Origin of the sequence: Streptomyces sp. Y20, assembly GCF_043195475.1 — a bacterium.
Classification (GTDB): Bacteria; Actinomycetota; Actinomycetes; order Streptomycetales; family Streptomycetaceae; genus Streptomyces.
The window spans coordinates 407,707-424,675 of record NZ_JBIDDP010000004.1 but is presented as its reverse complement, the minus strand read 5'-3'; the positions used below and the strand labels follow the sequence as shown (position 1 = coordinate 424,675).

Annotated in this window: 24 protein-coding genes; all 24 read left to right on the top strand. The window is 67.5% G+C overall.

Translation table 11 applies throughout. The annotated features are described in order from the left end of the window. The first annotated feature begins 36 nt into the window (after positions 1–36). The 24 genes from fusA to rplO all read left to right on the top strand — a co-directional run bounded on the left by fusA (position 37) and on the right by rplO (position 16,965). Entirely contained in the window at positions 37–2,163 is a 2,127-nt protein-coding gene (fusA, locus tag ACGFT1_RS13340; protein ID WP_373909073.1) for an elongation factor G, read from the top strand. Positions 2,164–2,319: 156 nt separating this feature from the next. Beyond that, positions 2,320–3,513 carry an elongation factor Tu gene (tuf, locus tag ACGFT1_RS13335; protein WP_373909072.1) on the top strand — a complete coding sequence of 398 codons (1,194 nt, stop codon included), beginning with the start codon at positions 2,320–2,322 and terminating at the stop codon, positions 3,511–3,513. Between the two features lie 202 nt (positions 3,514–3,715). After that, the gene (locus ACGFT1_RS13330; protein ID WP_373909071.1) at positions 3,716–6,772 is read left to right on the top strand and encodes a glycosyl hydrolase 115 family protein; all 3,057 of its coding nucleotides are present in this window, start codon (positions 3,716–3,718) and stop codon (positions 6,770–6,772) included. Positions 6,773–7,195: 423 nt separating this feature from the next. Then, positions 7,196–7,504, top strand: a complete 309-nt coding sequence (gene rpsJ, locus ACGFT1_RS13325; protein ID WP_003948644.1) for a 30S ribosomal protein S10 — start codon at positions 7,196–7,198, stop codon at positions 7,502–7,504. 18 nt (positions 7,505–7,522) lie between these two features. Further along, the gene (gene rplC / locus ACGFT1_RS13320; RefSeq protein WP_356818731.1) at positions 7,523–8,167 is read left to right on the top strand and encodes a 50S ribosomal protein L3; all 645 of its coding nucleotides are present in this window, start codon (positions 7,523–7,525) and stop codon (positions 8,165–8,167) included. Between the two features lie 8 nt (positions 8,168–8,175). Beyond that, on the top strand, positions 8,176–8,832 hold the full coding sequence (rplD, locus tag ACGFT1_RS13315) for a 50S ribosomal protein L4 (RefSeq protein ID WP_356818729.1): 657 nt from the start codon (positions 8,176–8,178) through the stop codon (positions 8,830–8,832). Then, the gene (gene rplW / locus ACGFT1_RS13310; RefSeq protein ID WP_121787376.1) at positions 8,832–9,251 is read left to right on the top strand and encodes a 50S ribosomal protein L23; all 420 of its coding nucleotides are present in this window, start codon (positions 8,832–8,834) and stop codon (positions 9,249–9,251) included. Before rplD ends, rplW begins: the two co-directional genes overlap by 1 nt. A 40-nt stretch (positions 9,252–9,291) precedes the next feature. Next, entirely contained in the window at positions 9,292–10,128 is an 837-nt protein-coding gene (rplB, locus tag ACGFT1_RS13305) for a 50S ribosomal protein L2 (protein WP_030601203.1), read from the top strand. 12 nt (positions 10,129–10,140) lie between these two features. After that, on the top strand, positions 10,141–10,422 hold the full coding sequence (rpsS, locus tag ACGFT1_RS13300) for a 30S ribosomal protein S19 (protein WP_373909070.1): 282 nt from the start codon (positions 10,141–10,143) through the stop codon (positions 10,420–10,422). A 43-nt stretch (positions 10,423–10,465) separates the two neighbouring features. After that, positions 10,466–10,813, top strand: a complete 348-nt coding sequence (rplV, locus tag ACGFT1_RS13295) for a 50S ribosomal protein L22 (RefSeq protein WP_026252021.1) — start codon at positions 10,466–10,468, stop codon at positions 10,811–10,813. Further along, complete coding sequence (gene rpsC / locus ACGFT1_RS13290; RefSeq protein WP_116148545.1) at positions 10,813–11,640, top strand: 30S ribosomal protein S3; 828 nt, start codon at positions 10,813–10,815, stop codon at positions 11,638–11,640. Before rplV ends, rpsC begins: the two co-directional genes overlap by 1 nt. Before the next feature lie 5 nt (positions 11,641–11,645). Continuing rightward, positions 11,646–12,065 carry a 50S ribosomal protein L16 gene (gene rplP / locus ACGFT1_RS13285; protein ID WP_004927269.1) on the top strand — a complete coding sequence of 140 codons (420 nt, stop codon included), beginning with the start codon at positions 11,646–11,648 and terminating at the stop codon, positions 12,063–12,065. Further along, complete coding sequence (gene rpmC, locus ACGFT1_RS13280) at positions 12,065–12,289, top strand: 50S ribosomal protein L29 (RefSeq protein ID WP_005481220.1); 225 nt, start codon at positions 12,065–12,067, stop codon at positions 12,287–12,289. Before rplP ends, rpmC begins: the two co-directional genes overlap by 1 nt. Continuing rightward, a complete protein-coding gene (rpsQ, locus tag ACGFT1_RS13275) occupies positions 12,289–12,576 on the top strand; it encodes a 30S ribosomal protein S17 (RefSeq protein ID WP_030641193.1) in 288 nt (95 codons plus the stop codon). Before rpmC ends, rpsQ begins: the two co-directional genes overlap by 1 nt. 98 nt (positions 12,577–12,674) lie before the next feature. Further along, entirely contained in the window at positions 12,675–13,043 is a 369-nt protein-coding gene (gene rplN / locus ACGFT1_RS13270) for a 50S ribosomal protein L14 (RefSeq protein WP_003998823.1), read from the top strand. A 2-nt stretch (positions 13,044–13,045) separates the two neighbouring features. Next, complete coding sequence (gene rplX, locus ACGFT1_RS13265; RefSeq protein WP_310764877.1) at positions 13,046–13,369, top strand: 50S ribosomal protein L24; 324 nt, start codon at positions 13,046–13,048, stop codon at positions 13,367–13,369. Next, the gene (gene rplE / locus ACGFT1_RS13260) at positions 13,369–13,926 is read left to right on the top strand and encodes a 50S ribosomal protein L5 (protein ID WP_023547375.1); all 558 of its coding nucleotides are present in this window, start codon (positions 13,369–13,371) and stop codon (positions 13,924–13,926) included. The genes rplX and rplE overlap by 1 nt, the downstream gene beginning before the upstream one ends. 5 nt (positions 13,927–13,931) lie before the next feature. Further along, positions 13,932–14,117: a type Z 30S ribosomal protein S14 gene (locus tag ACGFT1_RS13255; protein WP_003948630.1), complete on the top strand. Its 186-nt coding sequence runs from the start codon at positions 13,932–13,934 to the stop codon at positions 14,115–14,117. Positions 14,118–14,325: 208 nt separating this feature from the next. Then, positions 14,326–14,724, top strand: coding sequence for a 30S ribosomal protein S8 (gene rpsH, locus ACGFT1_RS13250; protein ID WP_007384075.1), 399 nt, complete (start codon positions 14,326–14,328; stop codon positions 14,722–14,724). Positions 14,725–14,748: 24 nt separating this feature from the next. Further along, positions 14,749–15,288 carry a 50S ribosomal protein L6 gene (gene rplF, locus ACGFT1_RS13245; RefSeq protein ID WP_121787372.1) on the top strand — a complete coding sequence of 180 codons (540 nt, stop codon included), beginning with the start codon at positions 14,749–14,751 and terminating at the stop codon, positions 15,286–15,288. A gap of 3 nt (positions 15,289–15,291) precedes the next feature. Next, the gene (gene rplR / locus ACGFT1_RS13240; protein WP_356818725.1) at positions 15,292–15,675 is read left to right on the top strand and encodes a 50S ribosomal protein L18; all 384 of its coding nucleotides are present in this window, start codon (positions 15,292–15,294) and stop codon (positions 15,673–15,675) included. Between the two features lie 41 nt (positions 15,676–15,716). Then, positions 15,717–16,325, top strand: coding sequence for a 30S ribosomal protein S5 (rpsE, locus tag ACGFT1_RS13235; RefSeq protein WP_007384078.1), 609 nt, complete (start codon positions 15,717–15,719; stop codon positions 16,323–16,325). After that, positions 16,325–16,507, top strand: a complete 183-nt coding sequence (gene rpmD, locus ACGFT1_RS13230; protein ID WP_003998814.1) for a 50S ribosomal protein L30 — start codon at positions 16,325–16,327, stop codon at positions 16,505–16,507. The genes rpsE and rpmD overlap by 1 nt, the downstream gene beginning before the upstream one ends. A 2-nt stretch (positions 16,508–16,509) precedes the next feature. Then, positions 16,510–16,965 (top strand): 50S ribosomal protein L15, encoded by a 456-nt coding sequence (rplO, locus tag ACGFT1_RS13225; RefSeq protein WP_121787371.1) that lies wholly within the window; start codon positions 16,510–16,512, stop codon positions 16,963–16,965. Positions 16,966–16,969 lie beyond the last annotated feature (4 nt).

Below are 16,969 nucleotides of genomic sequence, written 5' to 3'. Positions count from 1 at the left end.
CTACCCACATCGAGACCGAGAGAAGACTGAAGCCTTATGGCTACCACTTCACTTGACCTGGCCAAGGTCCGCAACATCGGGATCATGGCCCACATCGACGCGGGCAAGACGACCACCACCGAGCGGATCCTGTTCTACACCGGTGTGTCGTACAAGATCGGTGAGGTCCACGACGGCGCCGCGACCATGGACTGGATGGAGCAGGAGCAGGAGCGTGGCATCACGATCACCTCTGCTGCCACCACCTGTCACTGGCCGCTGGAGGACGTCGACCACACGATCAACATCATCGACACCCCGGGCCACGTCGACTTCACCGTCGAGGTGGAGCGCTCGCTGCGCGTGCTCGACGGTGCCGTGACGGTGTTCGACGGTGTCGCCGGCGTGGAGCCGCAGTCCGAGACCGTGTGGCGTCAGGCGGACCGCTACGGCGTCCCGCGCATCTGCTTCGTCAACAAGCTCGACCGGACCGGTGCCGAGTTCCACCGCTGCGTCGACATGATCTCTGACCGCCTCGGCGCTCAGCCGATCGTCATGCAGCTCCCGATCGGTGCCGAGGCCGACTTCAAGGGCGTCGTCGACCTCGTGACGATGAAGGCCCTCGTCTGGTCCGCCGAGGCCACCAAGGGCGAGATGTACGACACCGTCGACATCCCGGCCACGCACACCGAGGCTGCCGAGGAGTGGCGCGGCAAGCTGCTCGAGGCCGTCGCGGAGAACGACGAAGAGATCATGGAGCTGTACCTGGAGGGCGAGGAGCCCTCCGTGGAGCAGCTGTACGCCGCGGTCCGTCGTATCACCATCGCCTCCGGCAAGGGCACCGGCACCACGGTGACCCCGGTGTTCTGCGGCACGGCCTTCAAGAACAAGGGCGTCCAGCCCCTGCTCGACGCGGTCGTGCGCTACCTGCCGTCCCCGGTCGACATCGAGGCCATCGAGGGCCACGACGTCAAGGACCCGGAGGTGGTCGTCAAGCGCAAGCCGTCCGACGACGAGCCGCTGTCGGCGCTGGCGTTCAAGATCATGAGCGACCCGCACCTCGGCAAGCTCACCTTCGTCCGCGTGTACTCCGGCCGCCTGGAGTCCGGCACCTCGGTGCTGAACTCCGTCAAGGGCAAGAAGGAGCGCATCGGCAAGATCTACCGCATGCACGCCAACAAGCGTGAGGAGATCGACGCGGTGGGCGCCGGCGACATCGTCGCGGTCATGGGTCTGAAGCAGACCACGACCGGCGAGACGCTGTGCGACGACAAGCAGCCGGTGATCCTGGAGTCCATGGACTTCCCGGCGCCGGTCATCCAGGTCGCCATCGAGCCCAAGTCGAAGGGCGACCAGGAGAAGCTGGGCATCGCGATCCAGCGCCTGGCCGAGGAGGACCCGTCCTTCCAGGTCCACTCGGACGAGGAGACCGGCCAGACCATCATCGGTGGTATGGGCGAGCTGCACCTCGAGGTGCTGGTCGACCGTATGCGCCGTGAGTTCAAGGTCGAGGCCAACGTCGGCAAGCCGCAGGTGGCCTACCGTGAGACGATCCGCAAGGCCGTCGAGCGCGTCGACTACACCCACAAGAAGCAGACCGGTGGTACCGGTCAGTTCGCGAAGGTGCAGATCGGCATCGAGCCGCTCGAGGGTGGCGACACCTCGTACGAGTTCGTGAACAAGGTGACCGGTGGCCGCATCCCGAAGGAGTACATCCCTTCGGTGGACGCCGGTGCGCAGGAGGCCATGCAGTTCGGCATCCTCGCCGGCTACGAGATGACGGGCGTGCGCGTCATCCTCCACGACGGCGCCTACCACGAGGTCGACTCCTCCGAGCTCGCCTTCAAGATCGCCGGTTCGCAGGCCTTCAAGGAGGCCGCGCGCAAGGCCAGCCCCGTGCTGCTCGAGCCGATGATGGCCGTCGAGGTCACCACGCCCGAGGACTACATGGGCGAGGTCATCGGTGACATCAACTCCCGCCGTGGTCAGATCCAGGCCATGGAGGAGCGGGCTGGTGCCCGCGTCGTGAAGGGCCTCGTGCCCCTGTCGGAGATGTTCGGCTACGTCGGCGACCTCCGCAGCAAGACGTCGGGTCGCGCAAGCTACTCGATGCAGTTCGACTCCTACGCCGAGGTTCCGCGGAACGTCGCCGAGGAGATCATCGCGAAGGCCAAGGGCGAGTAACGCACCGCGTTAACACGCCGTAGGCTTGACACCGGAGCCTCATGGGGCAAACAACCGCAAACGCGGGTGTTCGCCCCGGGTTCCGGGCCTTTACAGCAAAGATCACCTGGCGCCGATGAAGTAAGGCGTACAGAACCACTCCACAGGAGGACCCCAGTGGCGAAGGCGAAGTTCGAGCGGACTAAGCCGCACGTCAACATCGGCACCATCGGTCACATCGACCACGGTAAGACGACCCTCACGGCCGCCATTACCAAGGTGCTGCACGACGCGTACCCGGACCTGAACGAGGCCACCCCGTTCGACAACATCGACAAGGCGCCCGAGGAGCGTCAGCGCGGTATCACCATCTCCATCGCGCACGTCGAGTACCAGACCGAGGCGCGTCACTACGCCCACGTCGACTGCCCTGGTCACGCGGACTACATCAAGAACATGATCACCGGTGCCGCGCAGATGGACGGCGCGATCCTGGTGGTCGCCGCCACCGACGGCCCGATGCCGCAGACCAAGGAGCACGTGCTCCTGGCCCGCCAGGTCGGCGTCCCGTACATCGTCGTCGCCCTGAACAAGGCCGACATGGTGGACGACGAGGAGATCCTGGAGCTCGTCGAGCTCGAGGTTCGTGAGCTCCTCTCCGAGTACGAGTTCCCCGGCGACGACCTCCCGGTCGTCAAGGTGTCCGCTCTGAAGGCCCTCGAGGGCGAGAAGGAGTGGGTGGACTCGGTCCTCAACCTGATGAACGCGGTCGACGAGTCGATCCCGCAGCCCGAGCGCGAGGTCGACAAGCCGTTCCTCATGCCGATCGAGGACGTCTTCACGATCACCGGTCGCGGTACGGTCGTCACCGGCCGTATCGAGCGTGGTGTCCTGAAGGTCAACGAGACCGTCGACATCATCGGCATCAAGACCGAGAAGACCACCACCACGGTCACCGGTATCGAGATGTTCCGCAAGCTGCTCGACGAGGGCCAGGCCGGTGAGAACGTCGGTCTGCTCCTCCGTGGCATCAAGCGCGAGGACGTGGAGCGCGGCCAGGTCATCATCAAGCCGGGCTCGGTCACGCCGCACACCGAGTTCGAGGCGCAGGCCTACATCCTGTCCAAGGACGAGGGTGGCCGCCACACGCCGTTCTTCAACAACTACCGTCCGCAGTTCTACTTCCGCACGACGGACGTGACCGGCGTGGTGACCCTCCCCGAGGGCACCGAGATGGTCATGCCGGGTGACAACACCGAGATGACGGTGTCGCTCATCCAGCCCGTCGCCATGGAAGAGGGCCTGAAGTTCGCCATCCGTGAGGGTGGCCGCACGGTGGGCGCCGGCCAGGTCACCAAGATCCTGAAGTAAGCTCCCGCTTGCTCCAGGTCACCAGCTGACCTAGGGGAGGCCCGTACGACTCCGGTCGTACGGGCCTCTTCTGCGTGTGCCCTGCTCGGGCCGTGCCGGCGCCGCGAAACTATTCGGCGCGTACGACCCGTTCCCTCGCCGCTGTCCACCACCCAGAATTTGTCATGTCACTGTCCAAATGACAGCTGGGGAAGGGTGTCGCATGGCGTCTGCGCACGTCAGCCGTAGGACGGTAGTGGGCGGGACGGTCCTGGGCGCCGGGCTGGCCGCGCTGCCGATGGGGACGGCGGGGACCGCGGCCGCCGCGGGGGAGGAGCCGCGGCTGACGGACCCGGGGGCGTACGTCTCCTTCACGGACGGGGTGTTCTCCCTGGTCGGCGCCCCCGTCGTGGTCAGCCCCGAGGACCACCCCGGCGTCGTACGCGTCGCCGGCGACCTGCGGGACGACCTCGCCCGGGTGACGGGGGTGCGCCCGGGCGCCGCCCTCGGCCGCTTCCCGGTCCTGCTCGGCACGATCGGCCGCAGCCCGCTGATCGACGGGCTGATCCGGTCCGGCAAGCTGGACGTGACCGGCGTGCGCGGGAAGTGGGAGACCTCGCTCCAGACGGTCGTGGACCGTCCCCTGCCGGGCGTGGAGCGGGCGTTCGTCATCGCGGGCAGCGATCCGCGGGGCACCGTCTTCGGGGCGTACGACGTCTCGTACGGCATCGGTGTCTCGCCCTGGCACTGGTGGGACGACGTACCGCCGGCCCGGCGCGCCGCGGTGTGGGTGAAGGCCGGCCGCTTCACCCAGGGCACCCCGGCGGTGAGGTACCGGGGGATCTTCATCAACGACGAGAACCCGGCGCTCGGCACCTGGGCGCCTGCGTACTTCGGGCCCGGGAAGGCGCCCGGCCACCCCGGCGGCTTCACCGCGGACTTCTACGCGAAGGTGTTCGAGGTGCTGCTGCGCCTGAAGGGCAACTACCTGTGGCCCGCGGTCTGGGGCCGGGCCTTCGCGGAGGACGACCCGGAGAACCACCGGCGGGCGGCCCAGTACGGCATCGTCATGGGCACTTCCCACGAGGCGCCGATGATGCGGGGCATCGAGGAGTGGAACCGGCACGCCGGCTCCGGGGCGGACCCGTACGGGGGCACCGGCGAATGGTCGTACCGCCGCAACGCGGAAGCCGTCCGCCGGTACTGGCGCGCCGGCATCCGGCGCATGGTCGACCAGGGCTTCGAGGGCGTCGTGACCCTCGGCATGCGGGGCAACGGCGACACCGGCCTCCCCGACGGCGACGGCGTCGAACTGATGGAGCAGATCATCGCCGACCAGCGCCGCATCATCGAGGAGGTGACCGGACGGCCGGCGTCCGAGACTCCGCAGGTGTGGACGCTGTACAAGGAGGTGCAGCGCTACTGGGACCGGGGCCTGCGCGCACCGGACGACGTCACCGTCGTCCTCACCGACGACAACTGGGGCAACATCCGCAAGCACCCGGACGGTCCCCGTGCCGGCGGCTACGGCCTCTATTACCACTTCGACTACGTCGGCGCCGGCCGTAACTACAAGTGGGTCGACACGGCGAACCTGCGGAACGTCCGGGACCAGCTCCACCAGGCCCACGCCTACGGCAACCACGGCCTGTGGGTGGCCAACGCCGGCGACCTCAAGGGCAACGAACTCCCCACCGAGTTCTTCCTGACGTACGCGTGGAACCCGGACGCCTGGCCCCTGGAGCGTCTGGGAGCGTGGGAGGAGCGCTACGCCCGGCAGAACTTCGGCGACGCCCAGGCACGGCAGATCGCCTCGCTCCTGGCGGCCTACGGCCGGCTCCAGGCCCGTCGCAAACCCGAACTCCTCAACCGCCGGATCACCGGATCCGCCGGCCCGTCGGCCAACGACGACCGGCAGAGCCCCTACTACTTCGCCCACCGTGAACTGGAGCGGGTCACCGCGCAGTGGCGCGAGCTGGGCCGCCGTGCGCAGGACGTCGAACGCCGGCTGCCGGCCCGGCTGCGGGACGCCTGGTTCGAACTGGCCGGCTACGCGGTGACGGCGACCGCGAACCTGTACGCGCTCCGGGAAGCCGAGTTCACCAACCTGCTCCACGCCCGGCAGGGCCGGTCCTCGACCGACGCGCTCGCGGCGCGGGCGGAAGCGGCCCTGGCCCGCGATCTCGCGCTGGCCGACCGCTTCGACTCCGCGGTGGCGAGCGGGAAATGGCGGGGCTTCCAGACGCAGCCGCACATCGACTACGGGGACGTGGACCGGTACGGGCCCGAAGCGGGCTGGCAGCAGCCGGAGAAGGACGGCGTCGCCCTGCCCGACGTCCTCTTCCCGGCCGTCCGGCGCGTCGAGGTGCCACAGGCGGCGGAGCTGGGCGTGTCGGTCGACGGCGCGGAGGACTCGGGGGAGTGGTGGCCGGGAGGCGCCGCGGGCGGCAGGGAGGCGGTGCTGCCGTCGTTCAGCCCGTACCAGACCCGCCCCCAGCAGTACCTGGAGATCTTCAACCGGGGCCGGACGCCCTTCGCCTACGAGGTGCGGACTTCGGCGCCGTGGCTGCGCGTGGAACGCCCGCGCGGCCGCGTCGCACGGCAGGTGCGGCTGGAGGTCTGCGTGGACTGGACGCGGGCCCCCGCGGGCCGAGCGGAGGCGACGCTGACCGTGACCGGGGCCGGTTCGGCGGTGCCGGTGCGCTGCGTGACGGAACGGCCGTCGGTGCGGGACCTGCGGGGATTCGTGGAAGCCTGCGGATACGTGGCGATCGACGCCGAGCACCACGACCGGGCGGTCGGCCCGTGGCGCCGTCTCGACGGCATCGGGCGCACGGGCGCGGGCATGACCCCCTGGCCGGTGACCGCGGCCCGCCGCACCCCCGGCGGCTCCTCCCCGCACCTGGCGTACGAGGTGACCCTCCTGGCGGAGCCCGGCACCGAGGTGACGGTCTGGGCCCACCTCTCCCCCCGCAACCCGGCCCTGCCCGGCACGACGGGCCTGCGCTACGGGATCTCGCTCGACCGGGGCCCCGTCCGCACCGTGGACATCACCGCGGGCGCCGACGACGGCGCGCTGAACGCGGTCTGGGCCCGGCACACCTCGGACAACGTCAACGCGACGGCGACCCGGCACACGGTGACGAGGACCGGCGCCCAGCTCCTGAGGTTCTGGATGGTGGACCCGACGGTGGTCCTCCAGCGCCTGCTGATCGACACGGGAGGCCTGCCGACGCTGTACCTGGGCCCGCTGGAGAGCCGGCGGGTGCGGGGGTCGTGACCGCCCCGGGTTTGACCTACGTCACTATCGGGGTAATCTCTTCCGCTCGATTGGCGGAGTGCCGGTCCTGTATGGCAGACTGTCCGAGTTGCTCGGTCGAGTGTTGATGCTGCGCGCCTCCCGCCGGGAGGACCGGAAGCGAGTCCCACAGTACTCGTCGCCCTAACTGCCATCACGGCAGCGCTGGGGCGGACGTACGGGAATCTTTCGGGAAGTGCGGTGCGGCACCGGCCAGGCACCCGGTGGGCCTTCCGCCCCCGGCCTACGGTTCCGGAAGGGCCGTGTGCATTCCCCGCAGGGATGTTCGAACAAGGGACATCCGTGTCAGCGGGAGCGCGACACGCCCGACCGCGTGGGTCGGAAGGAAGGATACGGAACCACCGGGTTCCAGAGCGTGAGAAGAGACAGGACTACTGAGTAGCCATGGCGGGACAGAAGATCCGCATTCGGCTCAAGGCCTACGACCACGAGGTCATCGACTCTTCGGCGAAGAAGATCGTCGAGACGGTGACGCGCACGGGCGCGTCGGTCGCGGGCCCGGTGCCGCTGCCCACTGAGAAGAACGTGTACTGCGTCATCAAGTCGCCGCACAAGTACAAGGACTCGCGCGAGCACTTCGAGATGCGCACGCACAAGCGCCTGATCGACATCCTCGACCCGACTCCCAAGACCGTTGACTCTCTGATGCGACTCGACCTCCCGGCCGGTGTCGACATCGAGATCAAGCTCTGAGGCCGGGTGATCTGAGAGATGACTAAGCAGATCAAGGGCATCCTGGGCGAGAAGCTCGGCATGACGCAGGTGTGGGACGAGAACAACCGTGTTGTTCCGGTCACCGTCGTCAAGGCCGGCCCCAACGTCGTCACCCAGGTCCGTACGAACGATGTCGACGGCTACGAGTCCGTCCAGATCGCTTTCGGCGAGATCGACCCGCGCAAGGTGAACAAGCCCCTCAAGGGCCACTTCGCCAAGGCCGACGTCACTCCCCGCCGCCACCTCGTCGAGATCCGTACCGCTGACGCCAGCGAGTACACCCTCGGCCAGGAGATCACCGCTGAGGTGTTCGAGGCCGGCATCAAGGTCGACGTGACCGGCAAGAGCAAGGGCAAGGGCTTCGCCGGTGTCATGAAGCGTCACAACTTCAAGGGCCTCGGCGCCGGACACGGCACCCAGCGCAAGCACCGCTCGCCCGGCTCCATCGGTGGCTGCGCCACCCCGGGCCGCGTGTTCAAGGGCCTCCGCATGGCGGGTCGCATGGGCAACGAGCGGGTCACCACCCAGAACCTGACCGTCCACGCCGTTGACGCGGAGAAGGGTCTGCTGCTCATCAAGGGCGCGGTTCCCGGTCCGAACGGCGGCCTCGTCCTGGTCCGCACCGCGGCCAAGGGGGCCTGAGGTAACCGATGAGCACTGTTGACATCCTTTCGCCGGCGGGCGACAAGGCCGGTTCCGTCGAACTCCCCGCGGAGATCTTCGACGTGGAAAAGATCAGCATTCCGCTGATCCACCAGGTCGTCGTCGCACAGCTGGCCGCTGCCCGCCAGGGCACTCACAAGACCAAGACGCGTGGCGAGGTCCGCGGCGGCGGCAAGAAGCCGTACCGCCAGAAGGGCACCGGCCGCGCCCGTCAGGGTTCGACCCGCGCGCCGCAGTTCGCCGGCGGTGGCGTCGTCCACGGCCCGCAGCCGCGTGACTACTCGCAGCGGACCCCGAAGAAGATGAAGGCCGCGGCCCTGCGCCACGCCCTCACCGACCGGGCCCGCCACAACCGCATCCACGTCGTCTCCGGCGTCATCGAGGGTGAGAACCCGTCGACGAAGGCCGCCCGGACGCTGTTCGGCAAGATCTCGGAGCGCAAGAACCTGCTCCTGGTCGTCGAGCGCGCCGACGAGGCCGCGTGGCTGTCCGCCCGCAACCTGCCCCAGGTCCACATCCTGGAGCCGGGCCAGCTGAACACGTACGACGTTCTCGTCTCGGACGACGTGGTCTTCACCCAGGCCGCTTTCGAGTCCTTCGTGTCCGGCCCGAAGGCCACTGACACCGAAGGGAGCGAGGTCTGATGGCCATCCGTCACCCCGCTATCGCCTCGAAGGCCGCCAAGGCCGCCAAGGCCGCGCGCGTCGCCAAGGCGCGTCGTCACGCCGCCGAGGGCAAGAACACCGTCGAGACCCCGCTGAGCAAGTCCTTCACGGACCCCCGTGACGTGCTGCTCAAGCCGGTCGTCTCCGAGAAGAGCTACGCGCTCCTCGACGAGAACAAGTACACGTTCATCGTCGCCCCGGGCGCCAACAAGACCCAGATCAAGCAGGCCGTCCAGGCGGTCTTCGACGTCAAGGTCACCGGGGTCAACACGATCAACCGCCAGGGCAAGCGCAAGCGCACGAAGACCGGCTTCGGTCAGCGTGCCGGCAGCAAGCGGGCGATCGTGACCCTCGCCGAGGGCGACCGTATCGACATCTTCGGCGGTCCGACCGCCTGAGGGCGGTTCGGATCGTCCGATATCGGACGAGGACTGAGAAATGGGAATCCGCAAGTACAAGCCGACTACGCCGGGCCGTCGTGGCGCCAGCGTCGCCGACTTCGTCGAGGTCACGCGGTCCACGCCGGAGAAGTCGCTGGTCCGTCCCCTGCACAGCAAGGGCGGCCGTAACAACGCCGGTCGTGTGACCGTTCGCCACCAGGGTGGCGGACACAAGCGCGCCTACCGAGTGATCGACTTCCGTCGTCACGACAAGGACGGCGTGCCGGCGAAGGTCGCGCACATCGAGTACGACCCCAACCGCACCGCGCGCATCGCGCTGCTGCACTACGCGGACGGCGAGAAGCGCTACATCCTCGCCCCGCGCAACCTGCAGCAGGGCGACACCGTGGAGAACGGTCCCGGGGCCGACATCAAGCCGGGCAACAACCTGGCCCTCCGCAACATCCCGGTCGGTACCACGATCCACGCGATCGAGCTCCGTCCCGGTGGCGGCGCCAAGTTCGCCCGCTCCGCCGGTGCCTCCGTGCAGCTGCTCGCGAAGGAGGGCGCCTACGCCCACCTGCGCATGCCCTCCGGTGAGATCCGCCTGGTCGACGTGCGCTGCCGCGCCACCGTCGGCGAGGTCGGCAACGCCGAGCAGAGCAACATCAACTGGGGCAAGGCGGGCCGCAAGCGGTGGCTGGGCGTTCGCCCGACCGTCCGTGGTGTGGTCATGAACCCGGTCGACCACCCGCACGGTGGTGGTGAGGGCCGGACCTCCGGTGGCCGCCACCCCGTGTCCCCGTGGGGCAAGAAGGAAGGCCGTACTCGTTCGCCCAAGAAGGCGTCGAACAAGTACATCGTCCGCCGCCGCAAGACGAACAAGAAGCGCTAAGGACGGGTTGAGATGCCTCGTAGCTTGAAGAAGGGGCCCTTCGTCGACGACCACCTGATCAAGAAGGTGGACACGCAGAACGAAGCCGGCACCAAGAACGTCATCAAGACCTGGTCCCGTCGCTCGATGATCGTCCCGGCGATGCTCGGCCACACGATCGCGGTGCACAACGGCAAGACCCACATCCCGGTGTTCGTCACCGAGGCGATGGTCGGCCACAAGCTCGGCGAGTTCTCGCCGACGCGCACCTTCCGGGGCCACGTCAAGGATGACCGGAAGTCGAAGCGCCGCTAGCAGCGGATCGCATTCAGACACGTAAGTAACTGAAGGGACAACCATGGAAGCCAGGGCCCAGGCGCGGTACATCCGCGTCACGCCCATGAAGGCCCGCCGCGTGGTGGACCTCATCCGTGGCATGGACGCCACGGAGGCCCAGGCCGTCCTGCGATTCGCTCCGCAGGCCGCCTCCGTGCCGGTCGGCAAGGTGCTCGACAGCGCCATCGCCAACGCCGCGCACAACTACGACCACACCGACGTCGACAGCCTGGTCATTTCCGAGGCCTACGTCGACGAGGGCCCGACCCTGAAGCGGTTCCGTCCGCGTGCCCAGGGCCGTGCCTACCGGATCCGCAAGCGGACCAGCCACATCACCGTGGTCGTCAGCAGCAAGGAAGGAACCCGGTAATGGGCCAGAAGGTAAACCCGCACGGGTTCCGGCTCGGTGTCACGACCGACTTCAAGTCGCGTTGGTACGCCGACAAGCTGTACAAGGACTACGTCAAGGAAGACGTCGCCATCCGCCGGATGATGACGTCCGGCATGGAGCGCGCCGGCATCTCCAAGGTGGAGATCGAGCGCACCCGTGACCGCGTGCGTGTGGACATCCACACCGCTCGTCCGGGCATCGTCATCGGCCGCCGTGGCGCCGAGGCCGACCGCATCCGCGGTGACCTCGAGAAGCTCACGGGCAAGCAGGTCCAGCTGAACATCCTCGAGGTCAAGAACCCCGAGACCGATGCCCAGCTGGTCGCCCAGGCCGTCGCCGAGCAGCTCTCCTCCCGCGTCTCCTTCCGTCGGGCCATGCGCAAGAGCATGCAGTCCGCCATGAAGGCCGGCGCCAAGGGCATCAAGATCCAGTGCGGTGGCCGCCTCGGTGGCGCCGAGATGTCCCGCTCGGAGTTCTACCGCGAGGGCCGCGTGCCCCTGCACACGCTCCGCGCGAACGTGGACTACGGCTTCTTCGAGGCCAAGACGACCTTCGGCCGCATCGGCGTGAAGGTCTGGATCTACAAGGGCGACGTCAAGAACATCGCCGAGGTCCGCGCCGAGAACGCTGCTGCCCGCGCCGGCAACCGCCCGGCCCGTGGTGGCGCTGACCGCCCGGCCCGTGGTGGCCGCGGTGGCGAGCGTGGCGGGCGCGGTCGCAAGCCGCAGCAGGCTGCCGGTGCCGAGGCCCCCAAGGCCGAGGCTCCCGCGTCCGCTCCGGCTGAGAGCACCGGAACGGAGGCCTGACCGACATGCTGATCCCCCGTAGGGTCAAGCACCGCAAGCAGCACCACCCGAAGCGCCGTGGTCAGGCCAAGGGTGGTACGACGGTCGCGTTCGGCGAGTACGGCATTCAGGCCCTCACGCCGGCGTACGTGACGAACCGCCAGATCGAAGCGGCTCGTATCGCGATGACCCGCCACATCAAGCGTGGCGGCAAGGTCTGGATCAACATCTACCCGGACCGCCCGCTCACGAAGAAGCCTGCCGAGACCCGCATGGGTTCCGGTAAGGGTTCGCCGGAGTGGTGGATCGCGAACGTGCACCCGGGACGGGTCATGTTCGAACTGTCCTACCCCAACGAGAAGATCGCCCGTGAGGCCCTGACTCGCGCAGCCCACAAGCTGCCGATGAAGTGCCGGATCGTCAAGCGCGAGGCAGGTGAAGCGTGATGTCGGCCGGTACCAAGGCGTCCGAGCTGCGCGAACTGGGTGACGAGGAGCTGCTGAACAAGCTCCGCGAAGCCAAGGAAGAGCTGTTCAACCTCCGCTTCCAGGCGGCGACGGGTCAGCTCGAGAACCACGGCCGGCTCAAGGCCGTCCGTAAGGACATCGCGCGGATCTACACCCTGATGCGTGAGCGCGAGCTGGGCATCGAGACGGTGGAGAGCGCCTGATGAGCGAGAGCAACGTGACTGAGCAGAACACCGAAGCGCGCGGTTTCCGCAAGACCCGTGAGGGTCTGGTCGTCAGCGACAAGATGGACAAGACCGTCGTCGTCGCTGTCGAGGACCGTGTCAAGCACGCGCTGTACGGCAAGGTCATCCGCCGTACGAACAAGCTCAAGGCCCACGACGAGCAGAACGCCGCGGGTGTCGGCGACCGCGTCCTCCTCATGGAGACCCGGCCGCTGTCCGCGACGAAGCGCTGGCGCGTCGTCGAGATCCTCGAGAAGGCCAAGTAATTCCTGCGGGCAAACCCGCAGGTCAGTTCCGCCAGGCTCGGCAGGGGTCCTCGATCTGAGGCCCCTGCCGGGAACCGGCAGACGATCAGGAGATAGACGTGATCCAGCAGGAGTCGCGACTGCGCGTCGCCGACAACACTGGTGCGAAGGAAATCCTTTGCATCCGTGTGCTCGGTGGCTCCGGTCGCCGCTACGCGGGTATCGGTGACGTCATCGTCGCCACCGTCAAGGACGCGATCCCCGGCGGCAACGTGAAGAAGGGTGACGTCGTCAAGGCGGTCATCGTTCGCACCGTCAAGGAGCGCCGCCGTCCGGACGGCTCGTACATCCGCTTCGACGAGAACGCCGCCGTCATTCTGAAGAACGACGGTGACCCTCGCGGCACCCGCATCTTCGGCCCGGTCGGGCGCGAGCTGCGCGAGAAGAAGTTCATGAAGATCATCTCGCTGGCTCCGGAGGTGCTGTAAGCATGAAGATCAAGAAGGGCGACCTGGTCCAGGTCATCACCGGCAAGGACAAGGGCAAGCAGGGCAAGGTCATTGCCGCTTACCCGCGCGAGGACCGCGTCCTGGTCGAGGGTGTCAACCGGGTCAAGAAGCACACCAAGGCCGGCCCCACCGCCAGCGGTTCCCAGGCCGGCGGCATCGTGACCACCGAGGCCCCGATCCACGTGTCCAACGTTCAGCTGGTCGTGGAGAAGGACGGCAACAAGGTCGTCACGCGCGTCGGTTACCGCTTCGACGACGAGGGCAACAAGATCCGCGTTGCCAAGCGGACGGGTGAGGACATCTGATGGCTACCACCACGACTCCGCGTCTGAAGCAGAAGTACCGCGAGGAGATCGCGGGCAAGCTGCGTGACGAGTTCAAGTACGAGAACGTCATGCAGATCCCCGGTCTCGTCAAGATCGTGGTCAACATGGGTGTGGGCGACGCCGCCCGCGACTCCAAGCTGATCGAGGGCGCCATCCGCGACCTCACCACGATCACCGGTCAGAAGCCGGCCGTCACCAAGGCCCGTAAGTCCATCGCGCAGTTCAAGCTGCGTGAGGGTCAGCCGATCGGTGCCCACGTCACGCTCCGTGGCGACCGCATGTGGGAGTTCCTGGACCGCACCCTGTCGCTCGCGCTGCCGCGCATCCGCGACTTCCGTGGTCTGTCCCCCAAGCAGTTCGACGGCCGCGGCAACTACACGTTCGGTCTCACGGAGCAGGTCATGTTCCACGAGATCGACCAGGACAAGATCGACCGTACCCGGGGCATGGACATCACCGTGGTCACCACGGCGACCAACGACGCTGAGGGCCGCGCGCTCCTTCGTCACCTCGGCTTCCCGTTCAAGGAGGCGTGAGCGAGATGGCGAAGAAGGCTCTGATTGCCAAGGCTGCTCGCAAGCCCAAGTTCGGTGTGCGTGGCTACACCCGCTGCCAGCGCTGCGGCCGCCCGCACTCCGTGTACCGCAAGTTCGGCCTGTGCCGCGTGTGCCTTCGTGAGATGGCTCACCGTGGCGAGCTGCCGGGCGTGACCAAGAGCTCCTGGTAATCCCCTTCCAGGGATTCCGGAGACTCTCGGTAAGCATCTGGGTCGGCAGAGGCCCGTCTCCGCATGCCGTAGGCTAGCGGGGTTGGGCGTCTGCCGCCCGTACGACTTACTACGCCGTAGGTCCACCGCGCCGCACCCGTCCCGTCTCGGATCGGGGAGAGGGATGGCGCACCAGGAAACCCCGGCGAGAGAGGCCGAAGGCCAATTCATGACCATGACTGATCCGATCGCAGACATGCTTACGCGTCTGCGGAACGCGAACTCGGCATACCACGACTCCGTGACGATGCCGGCATCGAAGATCAAGTCTCACATCGCGGAGATCCTCCAGCAGGAGGGCTTCATCACGGGCTGGAAGGTCGAGGACGCCGAGGTCGGCAAGAACCTCGTCCTGGAGCTGAAGTTCGGCCCCAACCGTGAGCGCTCCATCGCGGGGATCAAGCGCATCTCCAAGCCCGGTCTCCGGGTGTACGCGAAGTCCACCAACCTGCCGAAGGTGCTGGGCGGCCTCGGCGTGGCGATCATCTCCACGTCGCACGGTCTCCTTACCGACAAGCAGGCCGGCAAGAAGGGCGTGGGTGGGGAAGTCCTCGCCTACGTCTGGTAGCGGAAGGGAACGGAGGAAACAGCTATGTCGCGCATCGGCAAGCTCCCCATCGCGGTTCCCGCCGGCGTGGACGTCACCATCGACGGCCGTACGGTCAAGGTCAAGGGCCCCAAGGGCGAGCTGACCCACACCGTCGTGGCACCGATCGAGATCGTCAAGGGTGAGGACGGCGTTCTGAACGTCACCCGCCCGAACGACGAGCGTCAGAACAAGGCCCTGCACGGCCTGTCCCGCACGCTGGTGGCGAACATGATCACCGGCGTGACCACGGGTTACGTGAAGAAGCTCGAGATCAGTGGTGTCGGTTACCGTGTGACCGCCAAGGGTGCGAACCTCGAGTTCGCGCTCGGCTACAGCCACCCGATCGTGGTCGAGGCCCCCGAGGGCATCACCTTCAAGGTCGAGGCGCCCACGCGTTTCTCGGTCGAGGGCATCGACAAGCAGAAGGTCGGCGAGGTTGCGGCCAACATCCGCAAGCTGCGCAAGCCCGACCCGTACAAGGCCAAGGGCGTCAAGTACGAGGGCGAAGTCATCCGCCGCAAGGTCGGAAAGGCGGGTAAGTAAGCCATGGCATACGGACAGAAGATCCTCAAGGGCGACGCTTACAAGCGCGCCGCGATCAAGCGTCGCCACATCCGGATCCGCAAGCACATCTCGGGTACGGCTGAGCGTCCGCGCCTCGTCGTGACGCGCTCCAACCGCCACATCGTGGCCCAGGTCATCGACGACATCAAGGGTCACACCCTGGCGTCGGCGTCGACCCTGGACACCACGATCCGCGGTGGCGAGGGCGACAAGTCCGCGCAGGCCAAGCAGGTCGGCGCCCTGGTCGCCGAGCGTGCCAAGGCCGCCGGTGTCGAGGCTGTCGTATTCGACCGTGGTGGCAACCAGTACGCCGGGCGCATCGCCGCTCTGGCGGACGCCGCCCGCGAAGCCGGCCTGAAGTTCTGAGCCGGTTCCGTAGCTAGCGGAAACAGAGAGAGGTAATTCCAATGGCTGGACCCCAGCGCCGCGGTGGCGGTGCCGGTGGCGGCGAGCGGCGGGACCGGAAGGGCCGTGACGGCGGCGCAGCTGCCGCCGAGAAGACCGCGTACGTTGAGCGCGTCGTCGCGATCAACCGCGTCGCCAAGGTTGTGAAGGGTGGTCGTCGCTTCAGCTTCACCGCGCTGGTCGTGGTGGGCGACGGTGACGGCACCGTGGGTGTCGGATACGGCAAGGCCAAGGAGGTGCCGGCCGCCATCGCCAAGGGTGTTGAGGAGGCCAAGAAGCACTTCTTCAAGGTCCCCCGCATCCAGGGCACCATCCCGCACCCGATCACGGGCGAGAAGGCTGCGGGCGTCGTCCTGCTCAAGCCGGCTTCCCCCGGTACCGGCGTTATCGCCGGTGGCCCGGTGCGCGCCGTGCTCGAGTGCGCCGGCGTGCACGACATCCTGTCGAAGTCGCTCGGCTCGTCGAACGCGATCAACATCGTGCACGCGACCGTGGCGGCCCTGAAGGGCCTGCAGCGTCCCGAGGAGATCGCGGCTCGCCGTGGTCTGCCGCTCGAGGACGTCGCTCCCGCGGCTCTGCTGCGCGCGCGTGCCGGGGCTGGTGCTGCGTAATGGCTCAGCTCAAGATCACGCAGGTCAAGTCCTACATCGGCAGCAAGCAGAACCACCGTGACACTCTGCGGTCGCTTGGTCTCAAGGGGATCAACACCGTGGTCGTCAAGGAGGACCGCCCCGAGTTCCGCGGCATGGTGCACACCGTCCGCCACCTCGTGACGGTCGAGGAGGTCGACTGATCATGGCGGAGAACAACCCGCTCAAGATCCACAACCTCCGTCCCGCCCCGGGCGCCAAGACCGCCAAGACCCGTGTGGGTCGTGGTGAGGCGTCGAAGGGTAAGACGGCCGGTCGTGGTACCAAGGGCACCAAGGCCCGTTACCAGGTTCCGGAGCGCTTCGAGGGTGGCCAGATGCCCCTCCACATGCGTCTCCCGAAGCTCAAGGGCTTCAAGAACCCGTTCAAGACCGAGTACCAGGTCGTGAACCTCGACAAGCTGGCCTCTCTCTACCCCGAGGGTGGTGAGGTCACCGTCGAGTCGCTGATCGCGAAGGGTGCCGTTCGCAAGAACAGCCTCGTCAAGGTCCTCGGCCAGGGCGAGATCTCCGTGGCGCTCCAGGTGACGGTCGACGCCGTCTCCGGGTCCGCCAAGGAGAAGATCACCGCCGCCGGCGGCACGGTCACCGAGCTCGTCTGAGTCG